Here is a 23,942-nt window from a genome sequence, read left to right on the forward strand (position 1 = left end):
GCAGTTTCTCAGGTTGCCAAAGGTGATAACTGGCCAATAGCTTCGATAATCTGCAAAACTCTCCAGCCACGTGAGAGTTAAACTATAAATATAAGTATTTCGGTGAAATCGGTCAACAATTTTTAGGGTGATTTCGAAAAAGGATTTACTATCATCAATAATTATACGCATAACTTTTGATAAATAATGCATTTTAATCAAACTAACCATCAGAAAAGAAATATTTTGGTGGTCGATGATACCCCAGATAATTTGCGGCTTTTATCGGCGATGTTGACTGCACAAGGTTTTGAAGTTCGCAAAGCCTTAAACGGTAAAATGGCACTGACTGCATGTCAAATGGTTTTGCCCGATGTGATTTTGCTAGATATCAATATGCCAGGTATGGATGGCTACCAAGTTTGTCAACAACTGAAAGCTGACGATAAAACTTCTGAAGTCCCAGTAATTTTTATTAGCGCTCTGGATGATGTTGTAGATAAGGTAAAGGCATTTGATGTTGGTGGTGTAGATTATATTGCAAAACCTTTTCATGGTGCAGAAGTGGTGTTGCGAATTGAAAATCAGATTAATTTACGCTTACTCCAAGTTAAACTGCAAGAAAAAAACTTTTTACTCCAACAGGCTCTTGACAACTTGAAAGCCTCTCAAGTTCAACAAATTCAGAACGAAAAGATGGTGGCACTGGGACAGTTAGTGGCTGGGCTGGCTCATGAGATTAATAATCCGATCAGTTTTATTTATGGAAATCTCCAATATGCTGGTCAATATGTGGAAGACCTAGTAAATATAATTGAGGTATATCAACAGGAATATCCCAAACCCACACCAAAAATTCAGCAAATAGCCAAAGATGTAGACCTGAATTTTATCATTAAGGATCTACAAAATCTGATAGGTGCAATGTATAGAGGCTCCGATCGCATTCGGGAAATTGTACTGGCGCTACAACATTTTTCTCGGCATGATGAAGCAGAGATGAAACGGGTAAATATCCATGAAGACATCGAAAATACTTTAGTGATGTTACAACATCGGCTCAGGGAAGGAGCCGATCGTCCGGCAATTGTTGTAGTGAAAGATTATGGTAACTTGCCCCTAGTCACTTGTTATGCGAGTGAACTAAATCAAGTATTTATGCATTTGTTGAATAATGCTATTGATGCAATAGAAGAGGGAGTGGAGAGTGGGGAACTTGGGCCTTACTCTGGGGATCGGGGGCAATGGGGAGTGACAAATCAATCTTCTACTTCCTACTCTCTACTCCCTACTCCCCAAATTCGGATTCATACAGAAGTGACAGACTTGAACATAGTCAAAATTGCGATCGCTGATAATGGTCTTGGTATTGAAGAGTCGTTGCGATCGCGCTTATTTGACCCATTTTTTACCACAAAACCTGTGGGTAAAGGTAGTGGGCTAGGATTATCTATTAGCTATCAGATTATCGTCCAAAAACACCGAGGAAATATTAGCTGTAACTCATCTGTTGGCAAAGGAGCAGAGTTTGTGATCGAAATTCCTATAAAGCAGCCTGATATCTCATCACAATTTTCAAAATCATGAATCTAATTAATCAACAATTCTGGTGCTACCAATCCTTTTTGGATAGCTAAGACTGCGGCTTGAGTGCGATCGCGTACTTCTAGTTTCTGTAAAATAGCATGGACATGAACCCGCACTGTACCAGGGGCAATGTAGAGAATTTCAGCAATTTCTTGATTGCTTTTGCCAGCTGCTACTAGTGCCAAAATTTCTTGCTCCCGCTTTGTTAAAGGATTTTCTAAAGATTCCTCAGTTTTTGCTCCCTGCACCGCCATCGAATTGCCCTCAAAAGCGGCTCTAATTTCAGTTGTTGCTGTTTGATCCCACCAAGAAGCGCCCGCTGCAACCGATCGCACTGCCAATATCAAAGACTCAGCCGGAATACCTTTAAGGCAGTAACCTTGCGCCCCCGCAGCAATTAACCGCGAAATCAGGGGTTTTTCAGAACGAGACGTTAAAACAAGAATTGGTAAATTTGGGTGCTTCTGCTTGATTTGGCGACAAGCCTCAATCCCACCAATTCCCGGTAAACCTATATCCAGCAAGACCAAATCCAGAGGATAGTGATTTGCTAATTCTACAGCTTGTTCCCCATCTTCTGCTTCTGCAACAATCTCCAAACTGGTTTCTTGTTGCAACCGCATCCGCAGACCAAGCCGAAATAATTCATCATCTTCAACTAGTAAGATTTTTGTCATTTGTCATTTGTCATTGGTCATTGGTCATTTGTCATTAATTATCCTCCCCTGCTCCCTGCTCCCTGCTCCCCTGCTTCTCATCTCCCCGGTGATGGGCAAGCTGGGAGTCGGAAACCAAACAGTGCGCCGCGTGGTGAGCGATTCTCTGCCCAAATTGTACCCCCATGAGCAGTAATAATTTGCCTGGTCAAATAAAGTCCTAGCCCAGAACCGGAGACGTGGCGATCGCTATTTCCTTGATAAAATCTCTCAAATAAGTGAGGTAACTCTTTTTCGGTAATGCCGGAACCAGTATCGAGTATTTTTACCACTTGATCGCTAGAATAACCTTCAAATACTACTTCCACTTTACCGCCACGAGGGGTATGGTTAATGCCATTACTCAGGAGATTGCTAAAAACTCGCCCAAGTTGTAAAGAATCGCCATTTACCCAGAGAAAGCTCCGAAAATCTGATTCGCCATAGTGCAGAGAAATATAAACCTGACGTGTTTTTGCTAGTTCAGTCAGTGTAGCGACGATCTCCTCCGCTACTGTCACCAAGTTAACTGGTGATATGTGTAGTTTCAGTCCTTCAGTATCATTGCGGTACACATCTAAAAGTGTTTGGACTAGTTGCAGTGTACTGCCATGACTACGAGCCATTGTTTGTAAGACTTTTGCTTGCATGGGCGTGATTTCACCAAATTGCTCATTTTGAAAATATTTCAGTGTTTCAATTGCTCCTAATAGGGGTGTTTTCAAATCATGCGTTAGGGTGGAAACAAAATCTTCACGCATGATAGCTAGTTGTTCTTGGGAGCGTAATTGTGCTTGAGTATAAGCGATCGCTTCTTCATTACGGTGGTTGCGGTCACTTAACCAACCCGTTACCAGCAACGCCAATACTGCAATCAACCTATTTGCCAACGTTGGAGAATTAATCATTTCTCCTCCAGGAATAAACAAATTCAATAATGTTAATCCTGTTGCTGCAACAGTGATCCCCAATACAGCACCCCGATTCAATCGTGAATCTGCTAATAAAATCGTCCCTGTGTAGAGATAGCCAAATACGTATTCAGGGGGTGTCAAATATTCTAGTATTATCACGATCGCAAAGGCGATCGCTATTAGCCCATAGGTCTTTCCACACTCATTTATCGCTTCTTTCATAATCAATAATCGATTTAATATGTCATTTATGATTTACTAAATGCATAACTATAGGATTGGTACCGCAAAGCGGAATTCAAAATTCAAAATTAATACAGTATAAGCATTTTATTGATTTGGAATGGGTGGTTTACTTGCGCCGTGCTGTATTAGTACAGGTCGGCGGAAATAAACATACCATTCAAAACAGCCAGAAAGCCCAAAATTAAAATCTTTTGACTTTTGACTTTTGACTTCCGCCTTGCGGTACTAGCCCTTTCAAGGTGACAAATGAACATACGTTATTTCAGCGCAACCATCTTGAATCCTCCGCTCAGATTTTGGGCTTTTTGAAAGTTGAAATAACCAACCTTCGTTCTAAATTTCACCACCTTGAAAGGGCTAGTCCTGAAATATATTTGGGGCATACTGCCGTCAGCGCGATCGCGCCTACTAATCAATAAATAGGGATTAATGAGATTAATTTGAACTCTGTTGAGTTGCATCAAAATATTTCATTCCGATGAAGGAAATATAAATTTGTCGTAAAGGCGTTCTTGCACGAACACAGTAAATGGTAATGTCTGACTGTAATATGCAGCACTTAACCTTGTGGTTGCACTTTTTGTAATCGAATCACAGAAATATTAACAAGTTAAATTCTGTGCTACGCACAAATCAGTCCAAAGGTGAATCTTCGAGAAATATTACTCTTCCTTAAGGGTAACGAATGAAGTTTGCCGAAAATATCAATTTTGAATCAAGTTATTTGTGCCTTACAGCAGTTTTCATGTATTTGAAGCACATCTGTCGTAGGGGCGCAAGGCCTTGCGCCCCTACCGCGTGGTCTATTTACCTGAAAATAGCTGTAAAACAACACAAATTGCAAATTGACAACTGAAGTTTCTGAAAAAATCGATTTAGGTAGATAAAAATTATGGCAGATATCATTGGAACCAACGGTAATGATTCTCTAGTCGGCAGCGACGACTACGATACTATTAATGGTAAAGCAGGCAACGATACCATCACAAATCCCTCTGGCTACGATACCTTGACTGGTGGAGACGGCAAGGATAAATTTGTTTACAACTCCTTAGATTACTACGGCAGCAGTGATATCACCGATTTCGGTGGAGTAGGTAAAGGAACAAACCCCACAGCAGCAGTCATTGCCGAAGTGGACACCCTAACATTTTCAGGCGATGATCGCTTTACTGCCCGAAATCTACAGCTGACCCAGAATGACAACAATCTGGAAATCGGCTTTGAAGGGGTAGATGGTGCCCCAGTTATCCTGCAAAACTTTGCCTTGGAAAACCTAGATAACCTAAGTTTGTCTACAGGAGCCACTGTAGACTTGGGCAATATCGAGTTTTATGGGCAAACTAGCATCACAGACAGCTTTGATGTCTTCAATGCCAACTCCACCCAAAGCACTATCTTCAACAAAAACACAGTCACCTTCCTTAATGACCTCAACAATAATGTTAACGGCTTTGACAACTCAGATGATGTCATAAATGGTCAGGGGGGTGATGACATCATTGACGGCTTAAGTGGCAATGATTATCTACGTGGTGGTGCAGGGAATAACACCCTCAACGGTGGCGCTGGTGACGATAGCTTGAGTGCTAGGAATTCATCAGGCGACAATCTACTCTCTGGGGGCGATGGCAATGATTCTCTTGACGTCTCTAGTTCCGATGGCAAAAACACCCTCAACGGTGGCGCTGGTGACGATAGCTTGAGTGCTAGGAATTCATCAGGCGATAATCTACTCTCTGGGGGCGATGGCAATGATTCTCTTGACGTCTCTAGTTCCGATGGCAAAAACACCCTCAACGGTGGTGCTGGTGACGATATCCTCACAAGTGGTAATGACAATATCCTCACAGGTGGCAGTGGCAAGGATAAATTTGTTTACTACTTTGACTATCGCTACAAGGGTGATACTATCACTGATTTCGGTGGAGTAGGTGAAGGAACAAACCCCACAGCAGCAGTCATTGCCGAAGTGGACACCCTAACATTTTCGGGTGATGGCTTGACTGCCCAAAATCTGCTGCTGAACCAGAATGGCAACAATCTGGAAATCAGCTTTCAAGGGGTAGATTATGCCCCAGTTATCCTGCAAAACTTTGCCTTGGAAAACCTACATAACCTAAGTTTGTCTACAGGAGCCACTGTAGACTTAGGCAATATCGAGTTTGATGGGCAAACTAGCATCACAGACAGCTTTGATGTCTTCAATGCCAACTCCACCCAAAGCACTATCTTCAACAAAAACACAGTCACCTTCCTTAATGACCTCAACAATAATGTTAACGGCTTTGACAACTCAGATGATGTCATAAATGGTCAGGGGGGTGATGACATCATTGACGGCTTAAGTGGCAACGACATTTTGAGAGGTGGTACAGGGAATGATACTCTCATTGGTGGTATGGGCAATAATACCCTCAATGGTGGCGTTGGTGACGATAACTTGAATGTTGACTCTTCATCAGGCAATAATCTGCTCTCTGGGGAAGATGGCAACGACTTTTTGAGGGGTGGTACGGGGAATGATACTCTCATTGATCGTATGGGCAATAATACCCTCAATGGTGGTGCTGGTGACGATAACTTGAATGCTGAGTCTTCAGTAGGCAATAATCTGCTCTCTGGGGGAGATGGCAATGATTCTCTAGACATCTCTGGCAGCTTCCTGTACACAGGCTCTTCTCATGACGAGATGTCAAAGGGCAATAATACCCTCGATGGTGGTACTGGTGACGATACCTTGGATGCTAGCGGTTCATCAGGCAATAATCTGCTCTTTGGGGGCGATGGCAATGATTATCTAGACATTTCTGGCAGCTCCTCTTTTGATCAAGAGTCCGGCTCAGCCTTTTCCACTAGGTCAGAGGGCAATAATACCCTCAACGGTGGTGCAGGTAACGATACCTTGAATACTAGCGGTTCATCAGGCAATAACCTACTCTCTGGGGGCGGTGGCAAGGATAAATTTGTCACCGACTACAGCAGTGATACTATCACCGATTTCGGTGGAATAGGTAAAGGAACAAACCCCACAGCAGCAGTCATTGCCGAAGTGGACACTCTAACATTTTCAGGCGATGGCTTGACTGCCCGAAATCTGCTGCTGACCCAGAATGACAACAATCTGGAAATCGGCTTTGAAGGGGTAGATGGTGCCCCACTTATCCTGCAAAACTTTGCCTTGGAAAACCTAGATAACCTAAGCTTATCTACAGGAGCCACTGTAGACTTGGGCAATATCGAGTTTGATGGGCAAACTAGCATCACAGACAGCTTTGATGTCTTCGATGCCAACTCCACTCAAAGCACTATCTTCAAGAAGAACACAGTCACCTTCCTTAACGACCTCAACAATAATGTTAACGGTTTTGACAACTCAGATGATGTGATCAATGGTCAGGGGGGTGATGACATCATTGACGGCAAAAGTGGCAACGACTTGCTACGTGGTGGTGCAGGAAATAACACCCTCAACGGTGGTGCTGGTGACGATACCTTGAATGCTAGTAGTTCATCAGGCAATAACCTGCTTTTTGGGGGCGATGGCAATGATTCTTTTGACATCTCTGACTCATCTGGCAAAAACACCCTCAACGGTAACACTGGTGACGATACCTTGAGTGCTAGTGGTTCAAAAGGCGATAACCTGCTGTCTGGGGGCGATGGCAATGATTCTCTTAACGTCTCTGGCTCAGAAGGCAAAAACACCCTTAACGGTGGCGCTGGTGATGATACCTTGAGTGCTAGGAATTCATCAGGCGATAATCTGCTCTCTGGGGACAATGGCAATGATTCTCTTGACCTCTCTGACTCTAATGATGGCGATAACACCCTCAACGGTGGCGCTGGTGATGATACCTTGACTGCTAGCGATTCATCAGGCGATAATCTGCTCTCTGGGGGTGATGGCAATGATTCTCTTGACGTCTCTAACTCATCTGGCAAAAACACCCTCAACGGTGGTAATGGCGATGACTACTTCATAGGTGGTGATGGCGATGATATCCTCACAGGTGGCGGTGGCAAGGATAAATTTGTCTACAGCTACTTCAGCAGTGATACTATCACCGATTTCGGTGGAGTAGGTAAAGGAACAAACCCCACAGCAGCAGTCATTACTGAAGTGGACACTCTAACATTTTCGGGCGATGGCTTGACTGCCCAAAATCTGCTGCTGACCCAGAATGGCAACAATCTGGAAATCAGCTTTGAAGCGCAGTATAGTCCCACAGTCATCCTGCAAAACTTTGCCCTGGAAAACCTACATAACCTAAGCTTATCTACAGGAGCCACTGTAGACTTGGGCAATATCCTATTTGATGGGCAAACTAGCATCACAGACAGTTTTGATGTCTTCGATGCCAACTCCACTCAAAGCACTATTTTCAACAAGAACACAGTCACCTTCCTTAACGACCTCAACAATAATGTTAACGGCTTTGACAACTCAGATGATGTGATCAATGGTCAGGGGGGTGATGACATTATTGAGGGCTTGAGTGGCAACGATTATCTACGTGGTGGTGCAGGGAATAACACCCTCAACGGTGGCGCTGATGATGATACCTTGAGTGCTAACGGTTCATCAGGCGATAACCTGCTTTCTGGGGGCGATGGCAATGATTCTTTTGACGTCTCTAGCTCCAATGGCAAAAACACCCTCAACGGTGGTGCTGGTGATGATACCTTGAGTGCCAACGGTTCATCAGGCGATAACCTGCTCTCTGGGGGCGATGGCAATGATTCTTTTGACGTCTCTAGCTCCAATGGCAAAAACACCCTCAACGGTGGTGCTGGTGACGATACCTTGAGTGCTAACGGTTCATCAGGCGATAACCTGCTTTTTGGGGGCGATGGCAATGATTCCTTGAAGTTGTCTATCGGATCTACTGCCTCTTCTAACTTAGTGACTCAAGCCGTAGATGGAGGAACAGGTGACGATTCGTTGGTCTTTAGCTTAGACGCTGATAGCCAGGGAATCACTTTAACTTACGATCCTACTACCAACATTGGATCAATTACGACAGGCGCGAATCTGGTTACCTACAAGAATATCGAACGATTAGATATTTCTGGTACATCCCAAGATGACTCGATTGTGGGGAGCAATGGCAATGATACGCTCTCTGGGGGCAGTTATGGCAATGATACCATAGATGGGGGGACAGGTGACGACTCGTTAAGTGGTAGCTATTATGATGGTAATAACATCCTTTATGGTGGTTTTGGCAATGATATCCTGACAGGTAATGATGGGAATGATACCCTCTATGGAGGAGATGGTAATGATACCTTTGCTTTCAATAGTGACAACGAAGGTGTTGATAGTCTTTATGACTTCAACGCTACTGATGACCTGATTCAGGTATCAGCTGATAATTTTGGTGGCGGGTTGTCAACACCTTCACTCTTGGCTAGTCAGTTTACCATCGGAACATCTGCAACCACTAGTGAACAGCGATTTATCTACAACGATATTACAGGTGCATTATTCTTTGACCTTGACGGTAGTGCATCTGATTATACTCAGGTAAAATTTGCTTTAGTTACTGCTGGATTGTCACTAACCCAAAACAATTTTGTGGTTGTTTAATCGTCATTAGCGTTTTACCATTACTAAGCAGTGTGTGTTGCGAGGTGTTATTTTCAGCACCTCGCATTCGATTGCTCAATGCAAGTCATTTTGAGCGGCGATCGCCATTCTTGCAGAGATATAATGAACTGTATACTTGTCAATACGAAAGAGAATTTTTAATTAATTTCTAACCCACTCGGTACCAGCAAAATCAAATCAATTTCTAAATCAATTTTGCGACCATTGCCTTTGCGGTTAAGGTACAATTTTCTCAAAATGCCACGATCGCCCCTAATGCCGTGATTCGAGATATATAGGAGCGATGCCTACGGCGGCAAGCTACGCTAATCTCACTCAAGCAATTCTGACTAATCGGGGTCAAATCGTTCTAGTCTGTAGATCGCAGGCTTTCTACGTACTGCCTTAACTCAGATGAGTAACGCTGGTATCTCACTGTGGGTAATTCAGGAAATCTCAGGGCATCGGAATTTAGAGCAGTTAGAGAGATACTTAGAAGTGCGTGATCATCAGGTATTGGGGGCGGTAGCGGCGTTGTCGATGTTGTCAGGGAGCAATGCAATGGAGGATCTGAGTGCGTAAGTTCTGCAAACTTGGAAAATGTATTGTATAAACAAATAATCCTAATTAGTTTAAACAGATGAATTAAAAGTAAAAATTAAATATTCTTAACAAAAACTTGAACAAGTATCTGGAAAATAGTGATAACTGAAAATAGTAAATTCCTCAAAATCTGTTATTTCTAAAAATTAGCTTGCTAGGACTTAAATTTAATTTAGCGCGAAATATATGGGACAAGGTTTTTTGCAAATTGGCTTAACGCTGTGTATTGTCATAGCAATCACTCCATTATTCGGAAAATACATAGCGCGTGTCTTTTTGGGAGAAAAAACACTGCTTGATTTTTTAATGAACCCCATAGAGCGAAGTATGTTCGTACTTGCGGGTGTTCGCAGAAAAGATGACATGACGGGTTGGCAGTATATCCGGTCCGTAATCTTTTGCAACACGATTATGGCTATTTCAGTGTATTTTCTGATATATTTTCAGAGACTCTTACCCTGGAATCCAAACGGCTTCGGTGCTATCAGTTGGGATGTATTGCTGCATACAACGATTTCCTTTGTAACGAATACTGACCAACAACACTATGCTGGTGAGACAACCTTAAGCTATTTTAGCCAGGTAGCGGCTTTAGGCTTTTTGATGTTCACCTCCGCAGCCACCGGTTTAGCCGTGGGAATTGCCTTTATTCGCGGGTTGACGGGTAAAAGACTGGGAAACTTTTACGTCGATCTCGTGCGTGGAATTACGCGAATATTGTTGCCGATTTCGATTATTGGCGCGATCGCTTTGCTTGTAGCAGGTGTACCACAAACATTAGCTGGGACTATGGATGTGAGAACCTTAGAAGGCGGGACGCAATATCTGGCCAGAGGCCCGGTGGCAGCCTTTGAAACGATCAAACTTTTGGGCGAGAATGGCGGTGGCTTTTTTGGCGTCAACTCAGCACATCCCTTTGAAAATCCCAATGGCGCTTCTAATTTGATAGAAATGCTCGCCATGATTTCTATCCCAGCAGCTTTGATTTACACCTACGGTATATTTGCCAATAACATCAAACAAGCTTGGCTACTTTTTTGGATGGTGTTTGTGATTTTTGTGATTCTGGTGGGAGTTACAGCCGTGGGAGAACTACAAGGTAATCCCCTGGTTAATACCGCCTTTGGATTTGAACAGCCCAATTTAGAGGGCAAAGAAGTTCGATTTGGTTGGGCACAAACAGCATTTTGGGCAGTGATGACTACCGCTACTATGTCTGGTGCTGTGAACGGGATGCACGATTCTTTGATGCCGCAAGGAATATTTTCGACTCTCTTCAACTTATTTATCCAGGTTATCTGGGGTGGTCAGGGAACTGGAACAGCTTACTTATTTATTTACTTAATTCTCACAGTCTTCCTAACTGGACTAATGGCAGGACGTACCCCAGAGTTTTTAGGACGCAAAATTGAAAAAAGGGAAATCGTCCTCGCTAGTGTAGTGCTGTTGATTCACCCAATTCTAGTTTTGATTCCCAGTGCGATCGCTTTGGCTTATCCCATCTCCCTATCTGGAATCAGCAACTCTGGCTATCACGGTATTTCTCAAGTAGTTTATGAATATGCCTCAGCAGCAGCAAATAATGGTTCGGGCTTAGAGGGCTTGAGGGATAACACCCTGTGGTGGAACTTGAGTACTTTAGTTAGCCTAATCGGAGGACGCTACATTCCGATGATTGCCATCCTGCTGCTAGCTGACGGGATGTCTCGCAAACAACCAGTACAAGAAACCCCTGCTACCCTGAGAACTGATTCTCTGGTATTTACTGGGATCACGGCTGGAGTAACACTGGTTTTGGGAGTATTAACTTTCTTTCCCGTTCTAGCTTTAGGCCCCATAGCTGAGGGTTTAAAACTAGCATCTGGCAGTTAGAAAAGTTATGAGTTATAAGTTTGAAATTAAGAAAATATCAAAAAGTAATTCAGGAGGCAGGAGGAAGGAGTAACCCAGACTTAAAAGGGTGAGATTCAAGCAAGAAAGGTTATATAGCTGTAATCAGATATGTTAGGACAGTGTTGATTGCTCAAAGTTTTGAAGCAACTAGGTTTATACTCAGCACTGGCTCAACGCCCCCCTAACAGCACTCAGCTATATCTTGCACTACGTGTCTCGTACTATTATCTTATTTTTACCTGGGTAATTACTTAGAAATAAAGTTTTTATTCATACTTATTTTTTTCTGGCTCCTGCCGTTATTTTATAAATTATCCGGTTTCGTAGGATGCGTTACTAACGCATCCTACAGGTTGGATATTTTTTTATTAGAAGTTCCTATAACTCCTAACTTCTCACTGCTAACTTTATTTATGAATCAAGTGGCAACTAACTTTAAAGCTAGACGCCCAAGTTCTCGTTCTGGCGATCGCCGCCAAAAACGTAAAAAGACCAGGGCAAATAATAAGTGGCTGTACCTAAGAGCAATTAGAGATGCTTTTGTCAAACTAAACCCTAAGTATGCAATTAAAAATCCAGTAATCTTTGTAGTTTGGGTAGGGACAATCATCATCCTATTGCTAACGATTGATCCCAACCTATTTGGCCCAGCCCTGCAAAAGAACCCGCAAATTTTCAACGCCTTGTTGTCGGGGATTTTATTCTTTACAGTTTGGTTTGCCAATTTTGCTGAAGCAGTGGCAGAAGGACGGGGTAAAGCCCAAGCCGATGCCTTGCGGTTAACAAAGTTAGAGGCGATCGCTAAAAAACTTGCTGCCGATGGCACAATTAGTGAAGTTTCATCCACCAGCCTTAAACAGGGCGATACCATCTACGTCGTTGCTGGCGATATCATCCCCGCCGATGGCGAAGTAATCATGGGTGTTGCCTCAGTGGATGAATCGGCAATTACTGGGGAATCCGCACCAATATTAAAAGAATCAGGCTCCGATGTTGCCAGTTCCGTCACTGGTGGGACGCGGATTATCTCAGATGAACTAATTATCCGTATCACTACTGACCCAGGCAAAGGCTTTATTGACCGAATGATTGCCTTGGTAGAAGGGGCAGAACGCAGCAAAACACCCAATGAAATTGCCCTTACGGTATTGTTAGCAGTTCTCAGCTTAGTATTTTTGTTAGTCGTAGTAACCTTACCTGCACTTGCTTACTATGTCAACAGTCCAGTTAGCGTCCCAATTTTAATTGCCTTATTAGTAGCGTTAATTCCTACCACCATTGGCGGCTTACTAAGTACTATCGGTATTGCTGGTATGGATCGAGTTGCCCAATTTAACGTAATTGCCACATCAGGACGAGCAGTTGAAGCCTGTGGTGATATCAACACTTTACTTCTCGACAAAACAGGTACAATTACCCTCGGCAACCGTCTGGCGGAAGAGTTTATTCCCCTCAACGGTCATTCAATGTCGGAAATTGCCAATGTTGCCTGGGCAGCTAGTGTCTTTGACAATACACCAGAAGGTAAATCCATTGTCCGACTGGCAGAAAAGTTGGGCGCGCAGTTTGATTTTGACTCCAGTCAGGCAGAAGGAGTCAGTTTTTCCGCCAAAACCCGGATGAGTGGCACGAACTTACCTGGCGGGTATGAGGCCAGAAAGGGAGCGGTAGAAGCCATTAAAGGATTTGTCCGTTCTCGCAACGGACGCGATACACCAGAAGTGGATGCTGCCTACGAACGAGTTTCTCGCCTGGGAGGTACACCCCTAGCAGTTAGCCTAGATAACGAAATCTATGGGATTATTTATCTCAAAGATATAGTTAAACCTGGTATCCGCGATCGCTTTGAGCAACTACGAAGGATGGGAGTGCGTACCATCATGCTAACTGGAGACAACCGAATTACCGCTTCTGTGATTGCCAAAGAAGCTGGGGTTGATGACTTTATTGCCGAAGCCACACCAGAAGACAAAATCAGTGTCATTAAACAGGAACAAGCTGCAGGTAAACTGGTGGCCATGACGGGAGATGGAACTAACGATGCTCCAGCATTAGCCCAAGCTAACGTCGGTGTGGCGATGAATACAGGAACGCAAGCGGCAAAAGAAGCCGCTAACATGGTCGATTTGGACTCCGATCCCACAAAGCTGCTCGATATCATTGGTATTGGTAAACAATTGTTGATTACTCGCGGGGCATTGACGACATTTTCCATCGCTAATGATATTGCTAAATACTTTGCAATTATCCCAGTGATATTTGTCGCTGCTAATCTGCAAAGCATGAATATTATGAATTTGACTAGCCCTAAATCTGCTGTACTCTCAGCGCTGATCTATAATGCTTTGATTATTCCCGCTTTGATTCCCTTGGCATTAAAGGGAGTGCGGTTTAGACCGCTCACAGCTAATCAGTTACTCCAACGCAATATCTTAATTTACGGATTAGGTGGGGTGATTGCGCCGTTTATTGCAATTAAATTGATCGATGTACTGATTACACTTGTGGGCTTGGCTTAAGGATAGCAAAAGTAGAGACGCTGGCAAACGAGTGCATCTTGACCAAAGTAAAATAATAAACATTTTTACTTTTACCTGTTGACAGGGGGAACAAGAAGAATATGAATAAACATCGTTTTCACTCAGCACTGCTTTGGCGATATCCTTTGTTTAGTCGCAATGGCATAAACAGTATCTACCACTCGCTATTTTTATTCTGCTGTGCTTGAATGTGGTAACTGCCTTAGTTATTTATGCTGTTGCTAAAGCATGTTGTAATTTCCTGCTAAGTGGGCAAAAGAATTAAAAATTAAAAATTAAATTCTAGGCGCAATTGGAAAACTTTTTATGGCTATTATTCGAGAAACCATCAGAGCAATTTTTATAACTCTAATGCTTTGGTTGTTGACTGCAATCATCTATCCGCTGGTAATTCTTGTAGTGGGCCAAGTTTTTTTGCCCTATCAAGCTAATGGCAGTATCATGCGGAATCTAAATAATGAACCAATTGGTTCTGCTTTAATCGGTCAGGTGTTTACATCTGAGCGATATTTCCATTCTCGTCCTAGTACTGTTAGATATAGCCAAGGGAAAAAAGCCAAGCCAACTGGCATATCTGGAGCTAGTAATCTCGCTGCCAGCAATCCAGAACTACTGAAGCGGATTTTAGAAGAGGCAGATAAATTACAAGAGGAAAATCTTAAACCGATAGCTGATATAATTTATACCTCTGGTTCTGGTTTAGACCCGCATATTTCCTTTAAAGCAGCACGGCAGCAATTGACACGGGTTGCTGGTGCGCGGGGAGTAAAAGAAGAGGATATCCTACGTTTAATTAATAAGTATACTGATGGCAGATTTTTATGGATTTTTGGCGAACCGGGAGTCAATGTTCTCCGATTGAATTATGCTCTTGATTTGCAAGATATTAATCGTCAGCAAAATCAGTAAATGGGCATGGAGCACTTGTACTGAGCGACTCGTGCCGAGCGGAGCCGAGGTAAGTCGAAGTATGGGGCATTGGCAATGATGGTTTTCCTATGCAATAGGAGTGCTATAAATGTCAGATAATACTAATATTGGTTCGGCTGGGAATGCGCCTTTAGATTCTGCAAGTTACTCGCTTTATCCAGCACGACGACGGGGTAAACATAAAATCTTTATTGGCATGGCTCCTGGAGTAGGCAAAACCTACCGAATGCTGGAAGAGGGACACGCATTCAAACAGGAAGGAATTGATGTTGTCGTTGGGCTTTTGGAAACCCACGGACGTAAGGAGACAGCCCAAAAGGCAGAGGGACTGGAAATTATACCCCGTAAGCAATATCCTCGCGGTGAGTTGACGCTGACGGATATGGATACAGATGCTATTTTAAAGCGATGTCTGGCGACAAGCCGCTTTGCGTCTACGCCCCAATTAGTTTTAATCGATGAACTTGCCCATACCAATGTCCCTGGTTCTCCACGCGAAAAGCGCTACGAAGATGTAGAAGTAATTTTGGCAGCCGGGATTGATGTCTACTCCACAATGAATGTGCAACATTTGGAAAGTCTCAACGATCTAGTAGCCAGAATTACAGGTGTGGTAGTCCGTGAGCGGGTTCCTGACAGGATTATGGATGAAGCAGATGAAATAGTGGTAGTAGATGTCACACCGGAAACGCTGCAAGAACGGTTATTAGAAGGCAAGATTTATGCACAGCCCAAAATCCAACAATCCCTCGATAATTTTTTCCAACGCCGTAACCTGATTGCTTTGCGGGAGTTGGCTTTGCGGGAAGTGGCAGACAACGTGGAAGAAAATGCGATCGCCTCTACTCCCAACGGACAATTCTGTAATATTCACGAGCGGGTTTTGGTATGTGTTTCCACTTATCCCAACTCAGTGCAATTGTTACGCCGGGGTGCGAGGTTGGCTAACTATATGAACGCGCCGCTTTATACCTTGTTCGTTGCCGATCCAGAACGCTTCCTCACCAAAGAGGAAAGCTTACACATCCACACTTGTGAGAAACTTTGTAAAGAATTTGAAGGTACTTTTCTTCGTGTTACCAACAGTAATATCGCCAATGCGATCGCTGAAATTGCTGAGAAACATCGGATTACCCAAATTGTAATTGGTGAGAGTCAGCGATCGCGCTGGCAAATGCTCCTCAAAGGATCTTTGACGCAAAAATTGGTACGCTTGCTCAAAAACATCGATTTGCATATTATTGCCAGTGAAAAAATAGTTTTATCCAAATAGGGAGGCAGGAGGCAGGAGGAAAGAAGTGAAACTCTTTGTGTCTGATGCATGAGTCCTGCACTTTGTACCTCATCTACTTGAAAACTGCTGTATTACACTATTCTAATATTTCCGACTTTGGTTCTCTCAGTACCAACTCAGACATCAAATCAGGCGAAAATGATTGTTCCTCATTTTTGGGTGTTTCAGTTTGCTCATCAGCAGCAGGTAGCCAGTTGATAAATGGTAAGGGTAACAGCGTACTGAGGTTAGTAATTACCACCAAGATCCAAAGTGACTCAAAGTTTGTTGCGGTGATCCCCAGCCAATACGTGATTAATGCCCCGAATGCATGGGAAACCGTTCCGGCTGAATTATAGATTGACATTAACAAGGCAAATAATGTCGCTTCCACACCAGAAGGACAAAGCCTTGCTGTTAGCACCATCACTTGCATAAAAGCAATTTTCCCCATCACAGTCAGAATCAGGCTATCACCCAAACTAAACCAGTGGTCATCTATACCTAATAGCCTGTTTGTGTGAGTCACCAACAACAGCATCGTCATCCCCAAAATTGACGAAAGGACAGTACTCCAAGCAAAAATCACGCGAAAAGGGATGCTTTTGAGGAAACGTTGAAAAATCCAAACACCTGCCAAAGAAGCGAAACTTCCCACCAAGTTGACTCGCCCCAAAAATTCTGGTTCAAAGTGGAGTTCGTTGGTAGCGAAGTAGAAAAAGGCTGAGTCAGCATTTGGGGTAGCTTGCCAAATGAAGATAAACACCGTTGGTAGCCAAATTGTTTTTTGGCTAATGGCTTGGCGTAGCTGCCCCAGTTGATGTTTGATTGGTAAAGGGTTAGTCTGATTACTATCTTGAGCATCTTGGCTAACGGGGGACTCAGCAATTAACCAAGCTACCCCTGAAACGATCAGAGGAAATAAAGCGGTAATTCCAAAGACGGTACGGGTAGTAAAGTATTGGAGCAGCAAACCGCTACAGTAAGCTGTTATTAAACCTCCGATCGCAGAAGCACCCCAGCACAGAGATTGTAGTGAACCGGCTTTTGCTTGCGATTCGCCTCTGGCTCGTTCCACAACCAGCGAGTCAACGATGACATCACTCATGGCGACGGAGAGAGAACCTAGAGCAATCGTTAATGTAGCTGCCCAGCTAGTATGAACTATTGTGGCCAGACTGATCCAAGAAGCAGTTCCCAATATCCCGGATAAAATCAAGTAAGGACGGCGACGATAGCCAAATATAGGCAAGCCATCAGAGATAAAACCAAACACAGGCTTGATCATCCAAGGTAGGAAGACAATTCCCAATAGCGCCGATACCTGGACTGGACTCAGGAGTAGTTCATCTTTGAGAAAAAAGCTAACGGCTAGACGCGATAGCCCTAAAATTCCTTGGACAAAGTAAACGGTGAGAATTGCAATTAACTCCGCATTTGGTTCATTACCCAAGAAGAGTTTTTGTGTTATTGAGTCTTTGACCTTGGACAAGCCAAATGATTGATCTACCATTCGATAAATATTTTTTAAATTTTGTTTACTTTTCTATCATATCGATTCTGAGGAGGTGGGTTTTTTCTCACCTTTTTCCTTTTGTTTCTTCTTTGAGTATTATTTAAGGCTTTTCTAACAACTTTTCTTTCTTCTAGCAAGATGTTCTCGTTTCTGAACGGCTATTCGCCTTTGAATTTGGGACATCAAATACAGTTATATCTGCTGCGATGATCTGCCCCTGTGAGTTGTCTCAAAAGACACACATAAACTGGCGTTACTGATTTGGGAACAATAAATTCAGAAATCACCAGGGTTTAGCAGTATGGTCAGCAGCATGGTCAGTATTCCCGGATACGACATAACTAAAGAAATCTACAATGGTTCCAGAACTCTAGTTTATCGGGGGTATCGAGAAACTGACTCATTACCTGTAGTAATTAAACTGCTAAAAAATTCATATCCCAGTTTCAGCGATCTGTTGCAGTTTCGCAATCAGTACACAATTGCCAAAAATCTTAACTCATCTGCGATCGTCCAAACCTACAGTCTGGAGGCGTATCAAAATGGTTATGCGTTGGTGATGGAAGATTTTGGTGGGATTTGTCTCAAAGATTATTTTGCTTCTTACCAGACGCTAGATGTCAGGTCTTTACAAGAGTTTTTACAAATAGTGATCGCTCTGTGTGATGCATTAGATATTCTAATTCATCATCGGATCATTCACAAAGATATTAAACCCGCCAATGTTTTAATTAATCCAGAAACTAAAGAAGTTAAGTTAATTGACTTTAGTATTGCATCTCTGCTGCCACGGGAAACTCAAATCCTGATGAGTCCTAATGTATTAGAAGGGACACTTGGCTATTTGTCTCCAGAGCAAACTGGACGAATGAATCGGGGGATTGATTACCGTACTGATTTTTATTCTTTGGGTGTAACTTTTTATGAGTTGCTATCAGGAGAATTACCGTTTCAGTCGCACGATCCGATGGAATTGGTACATTGTCATATTGCCAAACTTCCACCACTTTTGGGGGACAGGGGACAGACTCCTCAAGTTCTGTGTGACATCGTGATGAAACTGATGGCAAAAAATGCTGAAGACCGCTATCAGAGTGCATTCGGGCTAAAATATGATTTAGAAAATTGTTTGGCTCAACTGAAGTCAACGGGGAAAATTGTAAGTTTCCCAATTGCTCAACGGGATGTGTGCGATCGCTTTATTATCCCAGAAAAACTCTATGGTCGTGAACATGAAGTTGAAACTCTGCTCAAAGCATTTGAACGCGTTAGCAACAATCAGACAGAACTAATGCTGGTAGCTGGTTTTTCTGGTATTGGTAAAACAGCAATTGTTAACGAGATTCACAAACCCATTGTCCGGCAACGGGGCTACTTCATTAAAGGCAAATTTGACCAATTTAATCGTAATATTCCCTTCTTTGCTTTTGTACAGGCGTTTCGAGACTTAATGAGGCAATTGCTGAGTGAAAGTGATGTCCATTTGTCAACTTGGAAAAATAAAATTTTACAAGTGCTGGGGGATCAGGGGCAAGTCATTCTTGAGGTAATTCCCGAATTAGAACAAATTATTGGTCAACAACCACCTGCAACAGAACTTTCACCAAACGCAGCCCAGAATCGGTTTAATTTATTATTACAAAGGTTTATTCAAGTATTCACTACCAAAGAACATCCCCTAGTCATTTTTTTAGATGACATGCAGTGGGCAGATTCAGCATCAATGAAGTTAATCCAGTTACTAATGAATGAGTCAAACTCAAGATATTTATTATTAATTGGAGCTTATCGGGATAATGAAGTTTCTGCTGCCCATCCATTGATGTTGACATTAGATGAAATTGCCAAAGTTAATGCTACTATTAACAAAATTACATTAGCAACGCTGAGTGAAGCCAGTTTAAATCAACTGGTTGCCGATACTCTAAACTGTTCGCTAGAAACTACAGAAATATTAACACAGTTAGTATATCATAAAACCAAAGGTAATCCATTTTTTAGCACGCAATTTTTCAAAGCACTGCATCAAGACCAGCTAATTAAATTTGATTTAAATAGCGGAAGCTGGCAGTGTAATATTGCCCAAATCAAGGCGTTAGCACTGACAGATGATGTGGTTGATTTTATGGTGTTACAGTTGCGAAAATTACCAGAATCAACGCAAAATGTTTTGAAATTAGCAGCTTGTATTGGTAATCAATTTGATTTGGCAACATTGGCAATTGTTTCTGAAAATTCTGAAACCGAAACAGCAACATTTCTCTGGAAAGCATTACAAGAGGGATTAATCTTGCCTCAAAGTGAAGTTTACAAATTCTATGTTGGGCGGGAAACACAGGATTTAGTACAAAATGCGCTAACTGTAAACTATAAATTTTTACACGATCGCATTCAACAAGCAGCTTATACGTTGATCCCAGAGTCAAAAAAACAATCCATCCATCTGCAAATTGGCCAATTGCTATTAGGTAAAATACCAATTAAAAAGCAGGAAGAGAGAATTTTTGAGATTGTTAATCAGTTAAATATTGGTGTAAAGCTAATCAATCGACAATCTGACCGAGATCAATTAGCAGAGTTAAATTTGCTGGCTGGGCAAAAAGCCAAACTATCCACTGCCTATACGAATGCAATAGAATATATCAGTTGCGGTATTCAGCTATTGAGAGCAGATAGCTGGCAACAACAGTATTCACTCACATTAGCCTTGTATGAAGAAGCTGCTTCAGCTGCTTATCTTATGGGTCAGTTTGACTGGGTAGAAGAGTTTGTTGAGCAAGTACAACAAAATGCTAAAGTCTTAATAGATCGGGTGAAATCGATTGAGATTCAAATCCAATCTTATTTAGCTCAGAGTCGTTTTGATGATTCGATTCGGACTGCGATCGCACTGCTAAATCTCTTAGGTGTTAAACTATCTCACCAAGCGAATAAAACACAAACATTACTCAGTCTAGCCCAAACAAAATTACGATTTTTAGGTAAATCCCCTTTAAGTTTGATTGATTCACCTAATATGACGGGGGACAAACAACTAGCAGCAATCCGAATTTTGGCTAGTACGAATTCAACGGCTTATATTGCTCGTCCAGATTTACTGCCACCAATAATCTTGAGCGAAGTCAATTTATCGATGCAGTACGGCAATGCAGCAGCATCTGCATTTGGCTATGCTTGGTATGGATTGATTGAGTGTGGCATTCTGGGAAATATTCAGACAGGTTATAAATTTGGCCAATTAGCATTACAAGTTCTCGAAAAATTCCATAGTAAAGAATTCAAAGCTAGAACTTTCTTCATTGTTCAAACATTTATTAATCACTGGCATCAACCCCTTAAAGACACAATTGCACCGTTAATCGAAGCTTATCAAGTGGGTTTAGAAACTGGAGATATTGAATATGCGGCTTGGGCTAGCTATGTCCGTAGTTTTCATGGATACTTTATCGGGCAGGAATTGGCTGAGTTAGAAAAACAGATGGGTGACTATGCTGAAGTTTACAGCAATTTTAGACAAGAAAAACCTCAGACATATATTAATTCATTTCGTCAAACCATCTTGAATTTGTTAGGACAATCTACTGATCCCAGTTACTTATCAGGTGCTGTTTATGATGCCCAAACTATTCGTCCATTACAAAAGCAAGCAGGTGATCGCACTGGATTAAACTTTAGCTATGCCAATGAACTGATACTTTGCTATCTGTTTGAAAATTATGCCAGAGCAGCTGAGGCAGCAATTAATGCAATAACCTATTTAGATGGGGTAACATCGGCAGCAGTTGTACCAATAGTTTATTTTTATCAGGCGCTAACCCAACTGATTCTCTATTCAACAGCAACGGCTAACGAGCAAAAACAGATTCTTAAAAAAGTCACATCCCATCAGAAAAAGCTGAAAAAATGGGCGCATCATGCCCCAATGAATCATCAACACAAATTTTATTTAGTCGAAGCAGAACGGCAGCGGATTTTGCTGCAAAAAAACAAAGCAATGGAATTCTACGATCGCGCCATTTCTCTTGCTAAAGAAAATGAATATATTCAAGAAGAAGCCTTGAGCAATGAATTAGCTGCCAAGTTCTACCTCGACTGGGGCAAAGAAAAAATTGCCCAAGTTTATATGCAAGAAGCTTATTACTGTTATGCCCGTTGGGGCGCTAAAGCCAAAACTGAAGACTTAGAAAAACGCTATCCTCAACTGCTTACTCCCATTTTACAAGGGCAACTTAATCACTTTAAACTGAGTTCAACTATCGATACATTATCATTCCCAAATAAAACCATCCACACAAACCTTTCTAGCAGCAGTATTTCGGAAGCCCTCGATTTGTCCACTATTTTGAAAGCTTCACAAGCTCTCTCCAGTGAAATTAAATTAGAGCAATTACTCACTACTCTGTTGCAAGTGGTGATGGAAAATGCTGGGGCACAAAAAGTGGCACTGCTGATGCTCCAACAGGAAAATTTAGTGGTTGAAGCCATAGCCACTATTAATGAAGGAGTCACCCTATTATCTGTACCATTGTCAACCAGTGAAGACATTCCGATTACACTGGTGAACTTTGTCAAACACAGCTTAAAAACTGTTGTACTGGATGATGCAACAGCACAAACTGATTTTATCGCTGACCCATATTTCATGCAGCAAAAACCTAAGAGTGTGTTGTGTACGCCAATATTAAATCAGGGGAAAATCATCGGGCTGCTATATCTAGAAAATCTGCTGACAATTGCTGCATTTACTCGCGATCGCACCGAAGTTATCCAACTGCTATGCGCTCAAGCCGCCATCTCTCTAGAGAATGCCCATCTTTATCAAGAATACCAAAATTATGCTCATCAACTAGAGCGATCGCTGCAAGAACTTGAGCAAGCCCAATTACAAATGGTGCAAAACGAAAAAATGGCAACCTTGGGCAATTTGGTTGCAGGTGTGGCACATGAAATCAATAATCCCATTGGATTTCTTGAAGGTAGCCTCTACAATGCCGAAGAGTATACTCAAGACTTACTCGCCCATATCCAATTGTTTAAACAACATTATCCCACTCCTGCGATCGCAGTCATTGAGCATGGCAAAGAAATTGACCTAGAATTCTTGATTGAAGATTTACCAAAGCTAGTAAGTTCGATGAAGGTGGCTTCAGAACGGATTAAAGATATTAGTATCAGTCTCCGCACCTTCTCCAGAGCCGATACAGCTGAAAAAGTTGCTTGTAACCTCCATGAAGGGATTGAGAGTACCCTGTTAATTTTGAAGTATCGCCTCAAAGCTAACGAAAAACGTCCAGCAATCGAAGTCATCACTGAATACGAAAAATTACCAGATGTCAAGTGCTTTTTAGGACAGCTAAATCAAGTATTTATGAATATCCTTGCAAATGCAATTGATACCTTAGATGCATCCATTGAGGGGCGTTCTTTTGCCCAAGTGCAAGCAGAACATCAGCAAATACTGATTAAAACTGAAGTATCCATTGACGAACAAACGGTAATAATTCGCATTAAAGATAACGGTCAGGGGATGCCAGAGGAGATTAGATCGCGGATCTTTGACCACTTGTTTACAACGAAAGAGGTTGGCAAAGGAACAGGATTAGGATTAGCGATCGCTCGTCAAATTGTTGAGGAAACCCATGATGGAAGCTTGAGTTGCAGTTCTGTACTTGGCGAAGGAACAGAATTTGTGATTGAGATTCCAGTATTTTAACTCTACCTAGCTAAGAGGATGTTTTAAAAGTATTGGGCGAATAGAATTCGCTACTGCTTCTATTTAGCAATCTCAGAAATTACCATACAAGGTGGTTAACCTAGAAGAATCCTTGCATTGGCAGTGATGTGCAGTCGAGCTCTTAGCTTGCGATCGCACGAGCCTTGAAATAATCAGAGTTCGTGTATTACGCCAATAACGATCTTCAACAGATCGCGTGCAGAGATCCACCACTACCTTTGACAATGGGGATTCGCAATGCACCCAGCCGTGAACGACGGATCGGTTCTACCACATCATGAAGAATTAATTAAGTGAAGGACAATAAATTTCCATATCTACAATTACTAGTTGACCTCTACTACCACCTCTATGAATACTATACTGATGCCAATTTAAAAAAATTTTGCTAACCATAACGTGCACTCTCCCTGATATCTTGAGGAGGAGTTTTATCTAT

General features: G+C 42.3%; 10 protein-coding genes and 1 pseudogene. 8 read left to right on the top strand and 3 right to left on the bottom strand.

Annotated features, from left to right (window positions below):
- Nucleotides 1-186 precede the first annotated feature (186 nt).
- Complete coding sequence (locus tag V7K60_RS03140) at nucleotides 187-1,566, top strand: hybrid sensor histidine kinase/response regulator (RefSeq protein WP_334922859.1); 1,380 nt, start codon at nucleotides 187-189, stop codon at nucleotides 1,564-1,566.
- A 2-nt stretch (nucleotides 1,567-1,568) separates the two neighbouring features.
- On the opposite strand, the gene V7K60_RS03145 is transcribed toward V7K60_RS03140, so the two are convergent.
- Entirely contained in the window at nucleotides 1,569-2,243 is a 675-nt protein-coding gene (locus tag V7K60_RS03145; RefSeq protein WP_334922861.1) for a response regulator transcription factor, read from the bottom strand.
- A gap of 77 nt (nucleotides 2,244-2,320) precedes the next feature.
- Nucleotides 2,321-3,397, bottom strand: coding sequence for a sensor histidine kinase (locus V7K60_RS03150; protein ID WP_334922863.1), 1,077 nt, complete (start codon nucleotides 3,395-3,397; stop codon nucleotides 2,321-2,323).
- Between the two features lie 916 nt (nucleotides 3,398-4,313).
- Here V7K60_RS03150 and V7K60_RS03155 point away from each other — a divergent pair.
- From V7K60_RS03155 to V7K60_RS03180, 6 genes and pseudogenes are all read left to right on the top strand, one after another.
- Entirely contained in the window at nucleotides 4,314-9,014 is a 4,701-nt protein-coding gene (locus V7K60_RS03155; RefSeq protein WP_334922865.1) for a beta strand repeat-containing protein, read from the top strand.
- Nucleotides 9,015-9,404: 390 nt separating this feature from the next.
- A pseudogene (locus V7K60_RS03160) lies at nucleotides 9,405-9,596 on the top strand (tyrosine-type recombinase/integrase); the annotation flags it as partial.
- 207 nt (nucleotides 9,597-9,803) lie between these two features.
- The gene (kdpA, locus tag V7K60_RS03165) at nucleotides 9,804-11,489 is read left to right on the top strand and encodes a potassium-transporting ATPase subunit KdpA (RefSeq protein ID WP_334922867.1); all 1,686 of its coding nucleotides are present in this window, start codon (nucleotides 9,804-9,806) and stop codon (nucleotides 11,487-11,489) included.
- A gap of 434 nt (nucleotides 11,490-11,923) precedes the next feature.
- Complete coding sequence (gene kdpB, locus V7K60_RS03170; RefSeq protein WP_334922868.1) at nucleotides 11,924-14,029, top strand: potassium-transporting ATPase subunit KdpB; 2,106 nt, start codon at nucleotides 11,924-11,926, stop codon at nucleotides 14,027-14,029.
- Nucleotides 14,030-14,356: 327 nt separating this feature from the next.
- Nucleotides 14,357-14,959, top strand: a complete 603-nt coding sequence (gene kdpC / locus V7K60_RS03175; protein ID WP_334922870.1) for a K(+)-transporting ATPase subunit C — start codon at nucleotides 14,357-14,359, stop codon at nucleotides 14,957-14,959.
- A gap of 109 nt (nucleotides 14,960-15,068) precedes the next feature.
- On the top strand, nucleotides 15,069-16,253 hold the full coding sequence (locus V7K60_RS03180) for a universal stress protein (RefSeq protein WP_334922872.1): 1,185 nt from the start codon (nucleotides 15,069-15,071) through the stop codon (nucleotides 16,251-16,253).
- Nucleotides 16,254-16,350: 97 nt separating this feature from the next.
- Here V7K60_RS03180 and V7K60_RS03185 read toward each other — a convergent pair whose 3' ends face one another.
- Nucleotides 16,351-17,766 carry a folate/biopterin family MFS transporter gene (locus tag V7K60_RS03185; RefSeq protein ID WP_334922874.1) on the bottom strand — a complete coding sequence of 472 codons (1,416 nt, stop codon included), beginning with the start codon at nucleotides 17,764-17,766 and terminating at the stop codon, nucleotides 16,351-16,353.
- A 304-nt stretch (nucleotides 17,767-18,070) separates the two neighbouring features.
- On the opposite strand from V7K60_RS03185, the gene V7K60_RS03190 reads away from it, so the two are divergent.
- Nucleotides 18,071-23,482 (top strand): trifunctional serine/threonine-protein kinase/ATP-binding protein/sensor histidine kinase, encoded by a 5,412-nt coding sequence (locus V7K60_RS03190; protein ID WP_334922876.1) that lies wholly within the window; start codon nucleotides 18,071-18,073, stop codon nucleotides 23,480-23,482.
- The last annotated feature ends 460 nt before the right edge of the window (nucleotides 23,483-23,942 follow it).

It is taken from the genome of Nostoc sp., from assembly GCF_036917555.1.
In the GTDB taxonomy this organism is placed as follows: domain Bacteria; phylum Cyanobacteriota; class Cyanobacteriia; order Cyanobacteriales; family Nostocaceae; genus Nostoc.